This is a genomic window from Mycobacterium sp. 852002-40037_SCH5390672 (assembly GCF_001665875.1).
GTDB lineage: Bacteria > Actinomycetota > Actinomycetes > Mycobacteriales > Mycobacteriaceae > Mycobacterium.
On record NZ_LZTA01000091.1, the window covers coordinates 22,656 to 37,048 of the forward strand.

A 14,393-nucleotide genomic window follows, 5' to 3' on the forward strand; every position below is an offset into this window, starting at 1 on the left:
CATTGGCACCCTCTACGATGCAGAGTATGCAGACCCGCCGCCGTCTATCGGCCGTCATCGCATCCCTGACCCTCGCCACCGCCTTGATCGCCGGCTGTTCATCGGGCTCAAAGCAGAGCGGCGGACCGCTTCCCGACGCCACGACCCTGGTCAAGCAGTCGGCCGACGCCACCAAGAATGTGAAGAGCGTGCACCTCATGCTGAGCATTCAGGGCAAGATCTCCGGCCTGCCCATCAAGACGCTGACCGGTGACCTCACCACGGCGCCGGCCACCGCCGCATCGGGTAACGCCACGATCACCCTGGGTGGTTCCGACATCGACGCCAACTTCGTGGTGGTCGACGGAACCCTGTACGCCACCCTCACCCCGAACAAGTGGAGTGACTTCGGCAAGGCGTCCGACATCTACGACGTCTCGGTGTTGCTGAACCCCGACAGCGGGCTGGGCAACGCGCTGGCGAACTTCACCAACGCCAAGGCCGAGGCGCGCGAAACCATCAACGGACAGAACACCATCCGTGTCAGCGGAAACGTCTCGGCGGACGCGGTGAACAAGATCATGCCGCAGTTCAACGCGACGCAGCCGGTACCGAGCACGGTGTGGATTCAAGAAACCGGTGACCATCAGCTGGTTCAGGCCAATATGCAGAAGAGCTCGGGCAATTCGGTCCAGGTCACCCTGTCCAACTGGGGCGAGCAGGTTCAGGTCACCAAGCCCCCGGTGAGCTCATGACCGCGGAGACGGTAGCCCCAACGGGGCACCAAACCGGGCGTCGGATAGCGATCAGCGCGGGCAGTCTCGCGGTGCTGCTGGGCGCCCTGGATGCCTATGTCGTCGTGACGATCATGCGCGACATCATGACCGACGTTCATATCCCGATCAACCAGCTGCAGCGCATCACCTGGATCATCACGATGTACCTGCTGGGCTACATCGCCGCCATGCCGCTGCTGGGCCGCGCTTCCGACCGGTTCGGCCGCAAGCTGGTGCTGCAAGTCAGCCTGGCGCTGTTCATCGTCGGCTCGGTGGTCACCGCGCTGGCCGGTCACTGGGGTGATTTCCACCTGCTGATCGGCGGCCGCACCATCCAGGGTGTCGCCAGTGGCGCCCTGCTGCCGGTCACCCTCGCCCTGGGCGCCGATTTGTGGGCACAGCGCAACCGCGCCGGGGTGCTGGGCGGCATTGGAGCCGCCCAAGAGCTGGGCAGCGTGCTGGGGCCGCTGTACGGGATTTTCATCGTCTTCTTGACCCACGACTGGCGCTACGTGTTCTGGATCAACGTCCCGCTGACCCTGATCGCGATGGTGATGATCCAGTTCAGCCTTCCGTCGCACGAGCGGGTGGAGGACCCCGAAAAGGTCGATCTGATCGGTGGTGTGCTGCTGGCGGTCGCCCTGGGCCTTGCCGTGATCGGCCTCTACAACCCGCAACCCGACGGCAAGCAGATCCTGCCGAGCTACGGTTTGCCGCTGGTCATCGGCGCGGTCGTGGTCGCGGTGCTGTTCCTGCTCTGGGAGCGCTTCGCGCGGACCCGGCTGATCGAGCCGGCGGGCGTGCACTTCCGCCCGTTCCTGGCCGCGCTGGGCGCCTCGCTGTGCGCGGGTGCCGCGCTGATGGTGACGCTGGTGGACGTGGAACTGTTCGGCCAGGGCGTGTTGCAGATGGACCAAACGCAGGCCGCCGGGTTGCTGCTGTGGTTTTTGATCGCACTGCCGATCGGGGCGGTGTTGGGTGGGTGGATCGCCACCCGCGTCGGTGACCGGGCGATGACCTTCGTCGGACTGATGATCGCGGCCTACGGCTATTGGCTGATTCACTTCTGGCGCCAGGACGTGCTGAGCCAGAAGCACAACTTCTTCGGGGTGTTCAGCGTGCCCGCGTTGCACGCCGACCTCCTGGTCGCCGGTGTGGGCCTCGGCCTGGTGATCGGGCCGTTGACCTCCGCGGCGCTGCGCGTTGTTCCGTCGGCCCAACACGGCATCGCCTCGGCGGCCGTGGTGGTGGCCCGGATGACGGGCATGCTGATCGGGGTGGCCGCGCTCAGTGCGTGGGGCCTGTACCGGTTCAACCAGATCGTGGCGGGGTTGACGGCCGCAATCCCGGCCAACGCCAGCCTGTTGGAGCGCGTCGCCGCCCAGGCCACCATGTACCTGAAGGCTTTCGCGATGATGTACGGCGACATCTTCTCGGCCACCGTCGTGATCTGTATCGCGGGAGCGCTGCTGGGTCTGTTGATCGGCGGGCGCAAGGAGCACGCCGAAGAGCCGGAAATCGTTGAGCCGCAAGCCGTTTCGTTGGGTGAGCGCTAGCCGCCGCGCGGCACCAGGCTGAGCACCAGATCCGGTCCGACCCGGTCGATTCCGTCGAATTGCCAGCGCAGCGCCCGCGCGATCGTGGATACCCCCACGTCGTCGACCGCGGTGACGGGACCACCCAGCAGGGTCGGTGCGACGTAGGCCAGAATCCGGTTGACCACGCCGGCCCGCAGGAAGGCACCCGCCAGGGTCGGGCCGCCCTCCAATAGCACGTCGGTGCGGTCCGCGACGGCCTTGAGCACCTCCATGGGGTCGTGCGTGCGGATCAGCATGGTCCGCGAATCGTCGTTGAGAACCTTTGCCTCTGAAGGGATTTCACGCATCCCCACCACTACTCGCAGCGGTTGACGGTCGGCCAGCGAACCGTCAGGCAGTCGGGCGGTCAGCGCCGGGTCGTCGGCCAGCACGGTGCCGGTTCCCACCACGATCGCGCCGGCGGCCGCGCGGCGGCGATGCAGGTCCAGCCGCGAGGCCTCGCTGGAAATCCATTGGCTGGTGCCGTCTGCGGCCGCGCTGCGGCCATCGACGCTGCTGGCGTATTTCCAGGTCAGGTGCGGCAGCCCGGTCCGCTGCTTGTGCAGCCACTCCCGCAACGGGCCGCCGGTCACCTCGTCGGCCAGCACACCGGAGCGCACCGCCACACCCGCCTCCCCAAGCCGGGCCGCTCCACCGGCGGCCTCCGGGTTCGGGTCGACGACGGCGTACACCACGGTGCCCACCTTCGCGTCCAGCAGGGCGTTCACGCACGGCGGGGTTTTGCCGTAGTGGTTGCACGGCTCGAGGGTGACCACGACGGTGCCGCCGGCCGCCAAGTCGCCGGCCCGCCGCAGCGCCAGGACCTCGGCGTGATCGCCACCCGCGGGTTCGGTGGCGCCGACGCCGACCACCTCGCCGCCGGCGTCCAGGATGACCGCCCCCACCGGCGGGTTCGGATACGTCGCCCCCTTGACCTGATTGGACTGGTCGATCGCCAAGCGCATTGCGGCCTCAAGGCTGTCGCCCGGCGAGTCCGTCATCGACGCAGGTGCGGAGACGCGGCGGCGGCCCGTCGGCGCAACGCGTCTATCGCGGCCTCCGGATCATCGGCGCCGTACACGGCCGATCCGGCGACGAAGCAATCGACGCCGGCTTCGGCGGCCTGCTCGATGGTGTCCGCGTTGATGCCCCCGTCGATTTCGACCAGGATCGTCAACTCCCCCGCCTCGATCAGCTTGCGCGCGGTGCGCACCTTGCTCAGCACCTCGGGGATGAAGCTCTGGCCACCGAAACCCGGCTCCACCGACATGATGAGCAGGGTGTCGAACTGGGGCAGGATTTCCAGGTAGGGCTCCAGCGGGGTTCCGGGCTTCACGCTGATGCCGGCTTTGGCGCCGGCGGCGCGGATGTCGCGGGCCACGCCGATCGGATTCTGGGTGGCCTCGGCGTGGAAGGTGACGTTGTACGCGCCCGCTTCGGCATAGGGCGGCGCCCAGCGGTCGGGGTCCTCGATCATCAGATGGCAGTCCATCGGGATGGTCGTGGCGGCCAGCAGGCTCTCCACCACCGGCAGCCCAAAGGTCAGGTTCGGCACGAAGTGGTTGTCCATCACGTCGACGTGCAACCAGTCGGCGCCGGTCACGGCGGCGGCTTCGTCGGCGAGCCGGGAGAAGTCAGCGGAAAGGATCGACGGCGCGATCAGAGGCCCCTTTAGTGGTTCCGTGTTGCGAGGCATGAGCGCCAGACTACTGAGCCGCGCGGCTCGCTTCACATCCGGCGCGGCACGGTTACGCCGCGTCACGGCGAGCTACCCGGCCTCGCGGCGCAGCACGGCCGCGGCCCGGTCCTCTGTGTCGCGGCCGTGCTACCCCGCCTCGCGGCGCAGCACGGCCGCGAACATGGCGTCCGTGCCGTGCCGGTGCGGCCAGAGCTGGACGTACGGCCCGTCCCCCGGGTCGGGAACCGGCTCGAACAAGGGCCGGGCGTCCAGCGCGCTCACCGGGTGGCGGCGCAGCGCGTCGCCGACCACGCCGACGGTTTCGGCCAGGTGGGGCGAGCAGGTGGCGTACAGCACCACGCCGCCGGGACGGGTCAGCGCGATCGCGGCGCCCAACAGCTCGCGTTGCAGCTTGGTGAGCGTGGGCACGTCGGCGGGTTGGCGCCGCCACCGGGCCTCCGGCCGGCGGCGCAGCGCCCCCAGCCCGGTGCAGGGCGCGTCGACGAGCACCCGGTCGAAGGTCGGCTCCAAATCCGTGTGCCGCCCGTCGACCCGCAGCACGTCGACCGGCAGACCGCGAGTGTTCTCGGCCACCAGATCGGCGCGGCGCGGCGTCGGCTCCACCGCCGTGACCCGCGCCGAACGCTCGACTCCCAGAGAGGCCAACAGCGCCGTCTTCCCGCCCGGGCCGGCGCACAAATCCAGCCACCGACCACTGTCGCCCTGGACCGGGGCCAGCGTCAGCGCCCGGGCCACTAGCTGGCTGCCCTCATCCTGGACCAGCGCAACGCCGTCGCGCACCGCCGCCAGCCGCCCGGGATCGCCACCAGCCAGATACACCGCGTATGGCGAATAGCGGCCGACGGTGCCGCCCACTGCGTCGGCCAGTTCGGCGGCGGTCAGTGCGCCGGCGCGTGCGGCCAGGTGCACCTGAGGCCGTTCGTCGTCGCTGGCCAGTACCGCGCCGAGTTCGGTCGCGGCGGCACCCAACGCATCGGCGAACGCCTGGGCGATCCACCGCGGGTGTGCATGCACGAAAGCGGCATGCCCGATCGGATCCTGCGCCCTGGCCGGGGCCAGCTCCTGCACCCAGGACTGCTCGTCACGCCCGGAGATGGTGCGCAGCACGCCATTGACGAAACCCGCTCGGGCCGAGTCGAATTCGATTCCCGCTTGCTCGACGGTGGTGGACACCGCGGCGTGCGCGTCGACCCGGGTGCGCAGCAGCTGATACGCGCCGAGGCGCAGCAGGTCGAGCAACACCGGGTCGATCGCTTGTGGCGGGCGTTCCGCGGCCGCGCCGATCACCGCGTCGAGCAGCCCCCGGGCGCGGCAGGTGCCGTAGGTCAGCTCGGTGGCGAATGCGGCGTCGCGCCCGGTGATTCCGCGTTCGCGCAGCAGGGCGGGCAGGGCCAGGTTGGCGTACGCGTCGCGCTCGCTGACCGCCCGAAGCACGTCGAATGCGGCGGCGCGGGCCGGGTCCAGCGGCCGGCGCGGCGGCCGGCGGTCCCGCTGCTGCGGCCGGCGGTCGTGCTGCTGCGGGCGCGGCGGATTGCGCTGCGGCCGGCCGCGCTGTGGTCTGTCGCGACCTGTGCTCATGCCGCCCGCACCGTCGGGTCAAGCCGGGCACCGCGCGCCCAGTCGACCGCGTTCATGAATTTCTTTCCGGGCGGCTGGATTTGGCCCAGCCGTACCGGATCCGAACCCGTGCCGACCCAGACGCTTTTGCGGTCGACGTGAATGGCGCCGGGCAGCAACGGTTCTGGTGGCCCGGGCATCCCGGATGCCTCGGCAATCTGCACCGGCCCCAGTTTGATGCGGAGGTCTCCGATCAGCGTCCAGGCGCCGGGGTTGGGCGTGACCGCACGGACGCGGCGGTCGACGACCTGTGCCGGCAGGTCCCAGCGCACCCTGGCCTGCTCGACGGTGATCTTGGGTGCGATGCTGACCCCCTCGGTGGGCTGCGGCACCGGCGTCAACGTTGCGTCGGCGATGCCGTCCAGCGTGGCCGACAACAGCGCCGCACCCGAAATAGCCAGGCGCTCAAGCAGTTCCCCGGCGGTATCGGTCGGCCGGATCGTCTCGGTCACGACTCCATAGATCGGGCCCGAGTCCAGGCTCGGCTCGATCCGGAAGGTCGAGGCCCCTGTGATGGTGTCCCCCGCCGCGATGGCCGCCTGCACCGGCGCGGCGCCGCGCCAGGCGGGCAGCAGCGAGAAGTGCAGGTTGATCCAGCCTCGCGGGGGCACGGCCAGCAGGCCGTCGCGCAGCAGCGCGCCGTAGGCCACGACCGCGCAGCAGTCCGGGGCCAACTGCGACAGCTCCGCGACGAATTCGTCGGAGTTCGGCCGCGACGGCCGCAGCACCGGAATACCGCGCTCGAGCGCTTCGCGGGCCACCGGCGACGGCTCCGGCTTGCCGCGCCGTCCGGCGGCGGCGTCGGGCCGGGTCAGCACCGCGACCACCTCGTGACGCGGTGAGTCGATGAGGCCGCGCAGTGCGGGTAGCGCGGGTTCGGGTGTTCCGGCGAAGACAAGGCGCACCGGCCCAGTCTAGAAAGCGCCCGACGCAGGCCGGACCCGCCCGAGCCAAAGGAATGTGCGTGCGTATACTGTTGCTTATGGCTACTATTTCTGGCAGCCATTGTCTACGGAGTGAATCACACTGCCGATTCGTGTCGACAACGAGGTCGAGAGACAATCCTTTCCCTTCTCCAGGAGGTCAAGATGACCCTCGACACCACCATCAGCGACGCCTCGGTGGCCGCAACGCATCGCACGGTATGGGCGCTGGGCGACTACGCGCTGATGGCAGAGGAAGTGATGGCACCCCTCGGCCCCGCCCTGGTCAAAGCCACCGGCATCCGGCCCGGCGTACGGGTCCTCGACGTCGCCGCCGGCTCGGGCAACATCTCGTTGCCGGCGGCCGCTGCCGGCGCCACCGTCGTCTCGACCGACCTCACCCCGCAGTTGTTGCAGCGGTCGCGGGCCAGGGCCGAGGCACGGGGCCTCACGATCGACTACCGCGAAGCCAATGCGCAGGCGCTGCCATTCGGCGACGGCGAGTTCGATGTCGTCATGTCCGCGATCGGCGTGCAGTTCGCCCCCCACCAGCAGCGCGCCGCTACCGAACTGGTCCGGGTCTGCCGCCCGGGCGGCACGATCGGCGTGATCAGCTGGACCCCCGAAGGGTTCTTCGGCCGGATGCTCGCCACCATTCGGCCCTACCGGCCGAGCCTGTCGCATCCCGTGCCACCCGCGGCACTCTGGGGGCGCCCAGGCTACGTCGCCGCGCTGCTCGGTGACCAGATCGACGACATCACCACGACGCGAGGAATGTTGGCGGTCAACCGGTTTGACAGCGCCGAGGCCGTGCACGCGTACTTCAAACAGCACTACGGCCCGACGATCGAGGCGTACGCGAACATCGGCCACAACCGGGTGCTCGCCGCCGAACTCGACGCCCAGCTCATCGAACTCGCGCAACACCACCTCGCCAACGGCACCATGGGCTGGGAGTACTTGCTGGTGACCGCCGAAAAGCGAGCCGCCTAACCCCGATGGTGGCGACCCGCTTCGCCCGGCTCCGCCGCGCTCGCGATCGCCACGTCCGACTACAGGTCGATCTCGGCGTCCAGGTGGACGTCGGGTTCGCCGCCGGCCGCGGTGAAAGCCGTCAGGGCCCGCACCAACCCGTGCCGCTCCGGCGGTGGCATCTTCGCCACGATGGCCGCGATCTCGGCGCGCCGGTGCGCGGTGACCTGGTGGACGACGTCGCGGCCGCGCGTGGTGAGCGCGGCGAGCAGCTCGCGCCGCGAGGTCGGGTGCGGCAACCGGTCGATCAGTCCGGCGGCGACCAGCCGGTCCACCATCCGGCCGGTGGCCGACGGCTGCACGCCCAACAGACCCGCGAGGGTGGCCAGGTTGACCGGGCCGCGATTGGACAGGATCACCAGCGTCCGAAACTGCGCAATGGTGATGGTCTCGTCGACCTGCCCCACGGAGCGAGCCGAGATGGCCATCAGCAAACGGGAGGCCGTCAGCAAAGCATCGGTGATGACGTCCAATGACTCGTCAACGGCAGTGTTGTCCGGTGTCATATCGCCCCTCCCCGGATGGTTTCCGGCCTCTCGGCGGCTAAGGATTAGAAAGTGTAGCAACCCTTTAATGTCGTAAGAAGAGATTATTGCATTCACATATTGTCGCCCAGGGTAACGGTTCGTGAAGGTTACCCGATATGCAGCGGGTCGACCTGCACCCGAGCGGGCTCATGGTTTTGCCGGGCGCTGAGCACACTGACGCCGCGGCGCAGCGCGGCCGCCAGCGCCAGCCCATCGTGACGAGGCACGCGCACCAGCATTCTCGTCACCGGCGCGCCGGGCGGCGTTCCGGCCGGGCGGCGCACGCCGGGCGGAAGGTCTACCGGCCCAAGCAAATCGGCGTGCAAGGATTCCTGTTCAGACAGCCGGCACTCGTCGAGCAGCGCGGTCACCGCGCCAGCCGTCCCGTCGATGGCCGCCATGTGCACGCTGGGTGGCAGACCGACCTCGGCCCGCGCGCTCACTTCGGCCTCCGCGTGCCCCACCGGGTCCCACCGGATCAGCGATTGCACTGTGGCAAGCGATGATTCGGCGACCACCATCACCACGCCGCCGTCGCCCCGGGCACGCACCAACGCGGCGGCGGTCATCCAGCGCCACAGCGCATCCTCGGCCGCGCGCAGGTCTTGCCGGCCCAGCAGCGCCCAGGTGTCCAACAGCAGCGCCGCGCCATAACCCCCGGCCGCCTGCGGCTCGGCGCCCGGCGTGGCCACCACCAGGGCCGGGCCGGTGGCGACCTCGGGCACCACGCCGTCGCCCGACGACGTGATGACCGCCGTGCCCGGAAACGCGCGGCCGAGTTCTTCGGCGGTGCGGCGCGCCCCGACGACGACGGCGCGCACCGCGTCCGACCCGCAGCGCGCGCACCGTCGCGCCGGGTCGACGCGGCCGCACCAGCGGCAGAGCAGTGCCGCGCCCCCCTCCTGCAGCGACAGCGGACCCGTGCAGTGCCGGCACCGGGCGATGGTGCGACACCGCGCGCAGGCCAGCGACGGGACGTACCCGCGTCGCGGCACCTGCACCAGCACCGGCGCCCCGGCCTGCAGCGCCGAGCGGGCGGCGCGCAGCGCGACGGACGGAATACGTGCCGTGCGCGCCGCCGGGTCGCGCTCGTCGGCGTAGCCGGTGTCGTCGAGGGCGATCACGCGCGGCGTGCGGGCGCGAACCACCGGCCGCGGGGCGACGATGTCCTGCGCCCAGCCGCTGCGCACCAGCGCGTGGGCTTCGGCGGTGCGCGCGTAGCCACCGATGAGCGCCGCGCACCGGGCCTGATGCGCGCGCAGCATCGCCACCTCGCGGGCATGCGGATACGGCGCGCGCGGCTCGGCCAGGCTGTCGTCGGCGTCGGCCCACACCATGACCAGCCCCAGATCGCTCAGCGGCGCGAATACCGCGCTGCGGGTACCGATCACCAACCGTGCGGTGCCGCGCAGCGCCGCCAGCCATCGCCGGTACCGGGCCGCCGGCCCCAGGCCGGCCGACAGCGCCACCACGGCACCCTCGTCGATCCGCGTCGTCGCCGCCTGCCACAGCGCGTCCAGGTCGCGTTGATCGGGAACTATCGCCAGCACCGAACGGCCGGTGCGCACCGTTTGGGCGGCGGCCTCGGTGAACCGGTCCGTCCACGACTCACCCGGCAGCGCCTGCCAGACGGCCCGCGCGGCCCGCGATTCGGCCAGGGCGGCCAGGAACTGAGCGCCCCTGCCGTAACCGTCCCAGCCCGAGGGGTCGACGGCCTCGATGATCGCCGGATCCCGGCTGACGGCAGGTTCGCGCTCCACCCTGGCGTGGCGGGCCGGCACCGCCAGACGCAACACGTCGGGCCGGGTGCCCGCATAGTGGGCCGCCACCGCGTCGACCAGCCGGCGGATTTCCGGGGTGAGCACCGGCTCGGCCGACACAACGCGATCCAGCCAGCCCAGCTTGCCGGGGTGATCGGTCTCGGTGCGGCGTTCCAGCACGAACCCGTCGACCAGCCGGCCGTGAAAGCGCACCCGCACCCGCACCCCGGGCTGGGCGTCGTCGGACTGCTCGGCCGAGACCAGGTAGTCGAACTCACGGTCCAAGTGCGGCACCGACAGCATCGGCAGCACCCGGGCGATGGGCTCCACCTCCACGGGCATGCGGGCGCTGGGGCTCACCGCGTCCCCGGGCCGCGAATCATGTTGCTATCCAAATCTTTTACCCGTCCGGTGCGCAGCGTACCGGGCACCGGCGACAATCAGCGCTCGGCGGGCGCCGAGGCGTCCCCGGCGGCGTCAGCGGGAAGCTCGCGGCCGAAGAAGAATCCGGCCGTGATCAGGATCTGGGCCGCCGCGTAGGACCACCAGATCGGTACGGCCAGCGCCTCGTTGCCCAGAATGAAACGCCCGATGGCGATCATCGAGTCCGAGGCCGCGAAACACACCGCGCCCACCGCCGTCCAGATCGTCGGCAGTGTCGCCAGCAGGGCCGTGCACACCATTGCGGTCAGCACCACGATGTAGACCGTCACCGGAATCGTCAGCTTGTCCGCGCCCAGGTGGGGCCAGAACCAGGCCAGCAACGCGATCGAGGCCGCACACATCAGGATCACCGCGGCGATGCGCAATGTCGACGGCCGCACATCCTTCGAAGCTCCCGAGAACTCCGGCACCAGCGGCAGCAAAGCCGCCACAAAACACAAGTGCGCCAACAGGAATGTCGCCAGGCCCACCACGAAAGACAGCGTCCACCACGGGATCGCCAGCACCCAGTCGCCGATGGCCGACAGCAGCAGCGCCAACATCAACCACCGCCGCTCGCGGACGTTGGCGTGCCCCGCCGCGGCCAGCGTCAACAGGAACGCCATCGAGGCCTTGAACGCCGGCTGCAACACCCAGTGCCCGGTCAGTTCCATTCCCGGCGGCGAGCGCAGGGCCAGCACGGTCAGGTAGATGCCGTAGCCGAGGGCCACCCAGCCGGCCACCACCCAGGCGCCGGCCACCACGCGAGGTGCGTACGGTACGTCCATGCCCAGCTTGGATAACACAGCCGAGGAGAAACCCGCTATCGACCCCATCCTGCAGAAGGTACTGGATGCGGTTCCCTTCCGGCTATCCACTGAGGACGGAATCGATGCAGCGCGGCAGCGGTTCCGCGATCTGCCGCGCCGGCCGCTGCATCCCGAGCTGCGGGTCGAGGACCGCACGATTCCCGGCCCCGCGGGGTCCATCGCGGTCCGCATCTATTGGCCGCCAAGCCATTCCGTCGGTCAGCCGGAGGGCGCCGCGGCGCCGATCGTCCTGTATTTCCACGGCGGCGGCTTCGTCCTAGGCGACCTCGACACCCACGACGGCACGGCCCGTCAGCATGCGGTCGGCGCCGACGCGATCGTGGTGTCCGTCGACTATCGGCTAGCCCCCGAACACCCCTACCCCGCCGCTGTCGAAGACGCTTGGGCTGCAACGCTTTGGGTTGCCGAGAATGCCGCCGCACTGCACGGCGACCCGAGCCGGATCGCGGTCGCCGGGGATTCGGCCGGCGGCACCATCTCCGCCGCGGTGGCGCAGCGGGCGCGAGATAACGCCGGTCCGCCGATCGTGTTCCAGCTGTTGTGGTATCCGTCGACCATGTGGGATGCGTCGCTGCCGTCGTTCACCGAAAACGCCGCCGCGCCGATCCTGGACGTCAAGGCCGTTGCGGAGTTCTCGCGTTGGTACGCGGGCCAAGTCGACATGTCCGATCCGCCGTCGGACATGGCCCCGGGGCGCGCGAAGGACCTGAGCAACCTGGCGCCGGCCTACATCGCCGTCGCGGGTTACGACCCGCTGCGCGACGACGGCATCCGCTACGGCGAGTTGCTCACCGCAGCCGGGGTCGCCGCCCGGGTGCACAACGCCGAGACGCTGGTGCACGGCTTTCTGGGTTACGCCGGCGTGGTGCCCGCGGCCACCGCGGCGCTCGAGGCCGGACTGACGGCGCTGCGAACCGCCCTGCACCGGTGACCTCGCAGCGTACGGTGAACGCATGAGCGAGCCGACCATCGCCGCGGCGCTGCACCCCTAGGAACCGCCCATGATCCCGGACTATCACACGCTGATCATCGGCGCCGGATTCTCCGGCATCGGCGCAGCCATCAACCTCGACAGGGCCGGGCTGCCCGATTACCTGGTGATCGAAGCCGGCGACGGGGTCGGGGGCACCTGGCATTGGAACACCTATCCCGGTATCGCCGTGGACATTCCATCGTTCTCCTACCAGTTCTCCTTCGAGCAGAGCCGGCACTGGTCGCGCACCTACGCGCCGGGCCGTGAGCTCAAGGCCTACGCCGAACACTGCGCCGACAAATACGGCATCCGATCCCGGATCCGGTTCAACACCAAGGTGCAGACCGCGGAGTTTGACGACGAGCGCGGCCTGTGGCGGGTGCAGACCGATCCGGTGGGCGAGATCACGGCGCGATTTGTGATCAGCGCCTGCGGTGTGCTCACGGTGCCGAACCTGCCCGACATCGACGGCGTGGACTCGTTCGGCGGCATCACCATGCACACCGCGCGGTGGGATCACAGCCAGGATTTGCGCGGCAAGCGTGTCGCGGTGATCGGCACCGGCGCCTCGGCCGTGCAGGTGATTCCCGAAATCGCGCCAGTTGTGTCGTCGCTCACCGTCTTTCAGCGCACCCCGATTTGGTGCTTCCCGAAGTTCGACGTCGAGCTGCCCGCGCCGGTGCGCTGGGCGATGCGAATTCCCGGCGGCAAATCCCTGCAGCGCCTGCTCAGCCAGGCTTACGTGGAGCTCACCTTCCCCATCTCGGCGCACTATTTCACGGTCATCCCGCTGGCCAAGCGGATGGCCTCGCTGGGAAAGTCCTATCTGCGGCGCCAGGTTCGGGATCCGTCCGTCCGCGAGCAGCTCACACCGAAGTACGCGGTCGGCTGCAAACGCCCCGGTTTCCACAACGGTTACCTCGCCACGTTCAACCGCGACAACGTCCGGTTGGTCACCGAACCGATCGACAAGATCACGCCCGACGCGGTGGCCACCACCGACGGCGAGAACCACGAGATCGATGTGCTGATCCTGGCGACCGGCTTCAAGGTGATGGACCCCGACAACGTGCCCACGTTCGCGGTGACCGGAAGCGGCGGAAAGTCGTTGAGCCGGTTCTGGGATGAGCACCGGTTGCAGGCTTACGAGGGCGTCACCGTGCCCGGTTTCCCCAACCTGTTCACCGTGTTCGGTCCGTACGGTTACGTCGGCTCTTCGTATTTCGCGCTTATCGAGGCGCAGACGCATCACATCGTGCGGTGCCTCAAGCGGGCCAAGAGCGTCGGCGCGACCCGCGTCGAGGTCAGCGAGGAAGCCAACGACCGCTACTTCGACGAGATGATGCGCCGACGGCACCGCCAGGTCTTCTGGCAGGACAGTTGCCGGCTGGCCAACAGCTACTACTTCGACAAGAACGGCGACGTGCCGCTGCGGCCGGGGACCACCCCGGAGGTGTACTGGCGCAGCCGGCGGTTCAATCTGGGCGACTACCGATTCACCGGTTAGCGGCTACGCTGCTCCCGTGGCGAAGGAATTTTCGAGCATCGACGAGTCGCTGCGCGACTTCATCCGGGAACAAGCCGTTTTCTTCGTCGCCACCGCCCCGTCCGAGGGTGGGCGAATCAACCTGTCCCCCAAAGGGTATCGCGACACCTTCGCGGTGATCGACGAGCACACCGTCGCCTACCTGGATCTGTTCGGCAGCGGCGTGGAGACCATCGCCCATCTGCGCGACAACGGCCGCATCACCGTCATGTTCTGCTCGTTCACCCGCAATTCGCGGATCCTGCGGCTGTTCGGCACCGGCCGAGCGATCCGCCCGGATGACACCGGATTCGCCAATCTCATCCCGCATTTCGGCGACCAGCATGCGGGCATCCGCACCATCATCGTGGTCGATGTGGAGCGGATCGCCGACGCCTGCGGATTCGCGGTGCCCTACTACGAGCTCGTCGACGAACGGCCGGTGCTCGACGCGTATCACACGAAGGCTGTCGATGACACGTACGTTCGCCTGATCGATCGCAACCGGCACAGCATCGACGGCCTGCCCGCGCTGGACGCCGATCACCCGCTGCCCTAGATGGCGCGTTTGAGGTCGTCGACCTTGTTGAGCTGCTCCCAGGGCAGTTCGATGTCGGTGCGCCCGAAGTGCCCGTAGGCGGCGGTCTGGGCATAGATGGGGCGCAGCAGGTCCAGGTCACGGATGATCGCCCCGGGCCGCAGGTCAAACACCTCGGGCACGATCTTCTCGATCTTGACCGGATCGACCGTCG

The 14,393-nt window shown here is 69.3% G+C and carries 14 protein-coding genes; 6 read left to right on the forward strand and 8 right to left on the reverse strand.

What is annotated here, in order from left to right:
- The first annotated feature begins 26 nt into the window (after positions 1-26).
- Both A5782_RS16395 and A5782_RS16400 read left to right on the forward strand, forming a co-directional pair.
- The gene (locus A5782_RS16395) at positions 27-734 is read left to right on the forward strand and encodes an LppX_LprAFG lipoprotein (protein ID WP_067102285.1); all 708 of its coding nucleotides are present in this window, start codon (positions 27-29) and stop codon (positions 732-734) included.
- On the forward strand, positions 731-2,311 hold the full coding sequence (locus A5782_RS16400; RefSeq protein ID WP_067102289.1) for an MFS transporter: 1,581 nt from the start codon (positions 731-733) through the stop codon (positions 2,309-2,311). Before A5782_RS16395 ends, A5782_RS16400 begins: the two co-directional genes overlap by 4 nt.
- Here the strand turns inward: A5782_RS16400 and ribD are convergent.
- From ribD to fmt, 4 genes are all read right to left on the reverse strand, one after another.
- Positions 2,308-3,333, reverse strand: a complete 1,026-nt coding sequence (gene ribD / locus A5782_RS16405) for a bifunctional diaminohydroxyphosphoribosylaminopyrimidine deaminase/5-amino-6-(5-phosphoribosylamino)uracil reductase RibD (RefSeq protein WP_067102294.1) — start codon at positions 3,331-3,333, stop codon at positions 2,308-2,310. The genes A5782_RS16400 and ribD overlap by 4 nt on opposite strands.
- Positions 3,330-4,028 (reverse strand): ribulose-phosphate 3-epimerase, encoded by a 699-nt coding sequence (rpe, locus tag A5782_RS16410; RefSeq protein ID WP_067102297.1) that lies wholly within the window; start codon positions 4,026-4,028, stop codon positions 3,330-3,332. Before rpe ends, ribD begins: the two co-directional genes overlap by 4 nt.
- A 129-nt stretch (positions 4,029-4,157) precedes the next feature.
- Positions 4,158-5,609: an RsmB/NOP family class I SAM-dependent RNA methyltransferase gene (locus tag A5782_RS16415; protein ID WP_067102301.1), complete on the reverse strand. Its 1,452-nt coding sequence runs from the start codon at positions 5,607-5,609 to the stop codon at positions 4,158-4,160.
- Positions 5,606-6,553 (reverse strand): methionyl-tRNA formyltransferase, encoded by a 948-nt coding sequence (gene fmt, locus A5782_RS16420; protein WP_067102305.1) that lies wholly within the window; start codon positions 6,551-6,553, stop codon positions 5,606-5,608. Before fmt ends, A5782_RS16415 begins: the two co-directional genes overlap by 4 nt.
- Positions 6,554-6,736: 183 nt before the next feature.
- On the opposite strand from fmt, the gene A5782_RS16425 reads away from it, so the two are divergent.
- Entirely contained in the window at positions 6,737-7,564 is an 828-nt protein-coding gene (locus A5782_RS16425; RefSeq protein WP_067102309.1) for a class I SAM-dependent methyltransferase, read from the forward strand.
- A 59-nt stretch (positions 7,565-7,623) separates the two neighbouring features.
- On the opposite strand, the gene A5782_RS16430 is transcribed toward A5782_RS16425, so the two are convergent.
- From A5782_RS16430 to A5782_RS16440, 3 genes are all read right to left on the reverse strand, one after another.
- Positions 7,624-8,109: a MarR family winged helix-turn-helix transcriptional regulator gene (locus tag A5782_RS16430; RefSeq protein ID WP_067102313.1), complete on the reverse strand. Its 486-nt coding sequence runs from the start codon at positions 8,107-8,109 to the stop codon at positions 7,624-7,626.
- Between the two features lie 128 nt (positions 8,110-8,237).
- Complete coding sequence (locus A5782_RS16435) at positions 8,238-10,232, reverse strand: primosomal protein N' (protein ID WP_197694254.1); 1,995 nt, start codon at positions 10,230-10,232, stop codon at positions 8,238-8,240.
- A gap of 98 nt (positions 10,233-10,330) precedes the next feature.
- Complete coding sequence (locus A5782_RS16440; RefSeq protein WP_067102316.1) at positions 10,331-11,101, reverse strand: lysoplasmalogenase; 771 nt, start codon at positions 11,099-11,101, stop codon at positions 10,331-10,333.
- Here A5782_RS16440 and A5782_RS16445 point away from each other — a divergent pair.
- The 3 genes from A5782_RS16445 (at position 11,100) to A5782_RS16455 (ending at position 14,200) form a co-directional block, all read left to right on the forward strand.
- On the forward strand, positions 11,100-12,074 hold the full coding sequence (locus A5782_RS16445; RefSeq protein WP_067102319.1) for an alpha/beta hydrolase: 975 nt from the start codon (positions 11,100-11,102) through the stop codon (positions 12,072-12,074). The two genes, A5782_RS16440 and A5782_RS16445, sit on opposite strands and share 2 nt — an antisense overlap.
- A 70-nt stretch (positions 12,075-12,144) precedes the next feature.
- Entirely contained in the window at positions 12,145-13,623 is a 1,479-nt protein-coding gene (locus tag A5782_RS16450; RefSeq protein WP_067102323.1) for an NAD(P)/FAD-dependent oxidoreductase, read from the forward strand.
- Between the two features lie 16 nt (positions 13,624-13,639).
- A complete protein-coding gene (locus A5782_RS16455) occupies positions 13,640-14,200 on the forward strand; it encodes a pyridoxamine 5'-phosphate oxidase family protein (protein WP_067102327.1) in 561 nt (186 codons plus the stop codon).
- On the opposite strand, the gene A5782_RS16460 is transcribed toward A5782_RS16455, so the two are convergent.
- Positions 14,197-14,393: methionine adenosyltransferase domain-containing protein (locus tag A5782_RS16460; protein WP_197694211.1), on the reverse strand; the 197-nt coding region annotated here is incomplete at its 5' end. The genes A5782_RS16455 and A5782_RS16460 overlap by 4 nt on opposite strands.

Coding starts and splice junctions, on each gene's coding strand:
- A5782_RS16440 (WP_067102316.1), bottom strand. CDS start 11,101: ATGGACGTACCGTACGCACCTCGCGTGGTGGCCGGCGCCTGGGTGGTG.
- A5782_RS16435 (WP_197694254.1), bottom strand. CDS start 10,232: ATGCCCGTGGAGGTGGAGCCCATCGCCCGGGTGCTGCCGATGCTGTCG.
- rpe (WP_067102297.1), bottom strand. CDS start 4,028: ATGCCTCGCAACACGGAACCACTAAAGGGGCCTCTGATCGCGCCGTCG.
- A5782_RS16400 (WP_067102289.1), top strand. CDS start 731: ATGACCGCGGAGACGGTAGCCCCAACGGGGCACCAAACCGGGCGTCGG.
- ribD (WP_067102294.1), bottom strand. CDS start 3,333: ATGACGGACTCGCCGGGCGACAGCCTTGAGGCCGCAATGCGCTTGGCG.
- A5782_RS16415 (WP_067102301.1), bottom strand. CDS start 5,609: ATGAGCACAGGTCGCGACAGACCACAGCGCGGCCGGCCGCAGCGCAAT.
- A5782_RS16395 (WP_067102285.1), top strand. CDS start 27: ATGCAGACCCGCCGCCGTCTATCGGCCGTCATCGCATCCCTGACCCTC.
- A5782_RS16450 (WP_067102323.1), top strand. CDS start 12,145: ATGATCCCGGACTATCACACGCTGATCATCGGCGCCGGATTCTCCGGC.
- A5782_RS16430 (WP_067102313.1), bottom strand. CDS start 8,109: ATGACACCGGACAACACTGCCGTTGACGAGTCATTGGACGTCATCACC.
- A5782_RS16445 (WP_067102319.1), top strand. CDS start 11,100: ATGCCCAGCTTGGATAACACAGCCGAGGAGAAACCCGCTATCGACCCC.
- A5782_RS16425 (WP_067102309.1), top strand. CDS start 6,737: ATGACCCTCGACACCACCATCAGCGACGCCTCGGTGGCCGCAACGCAT.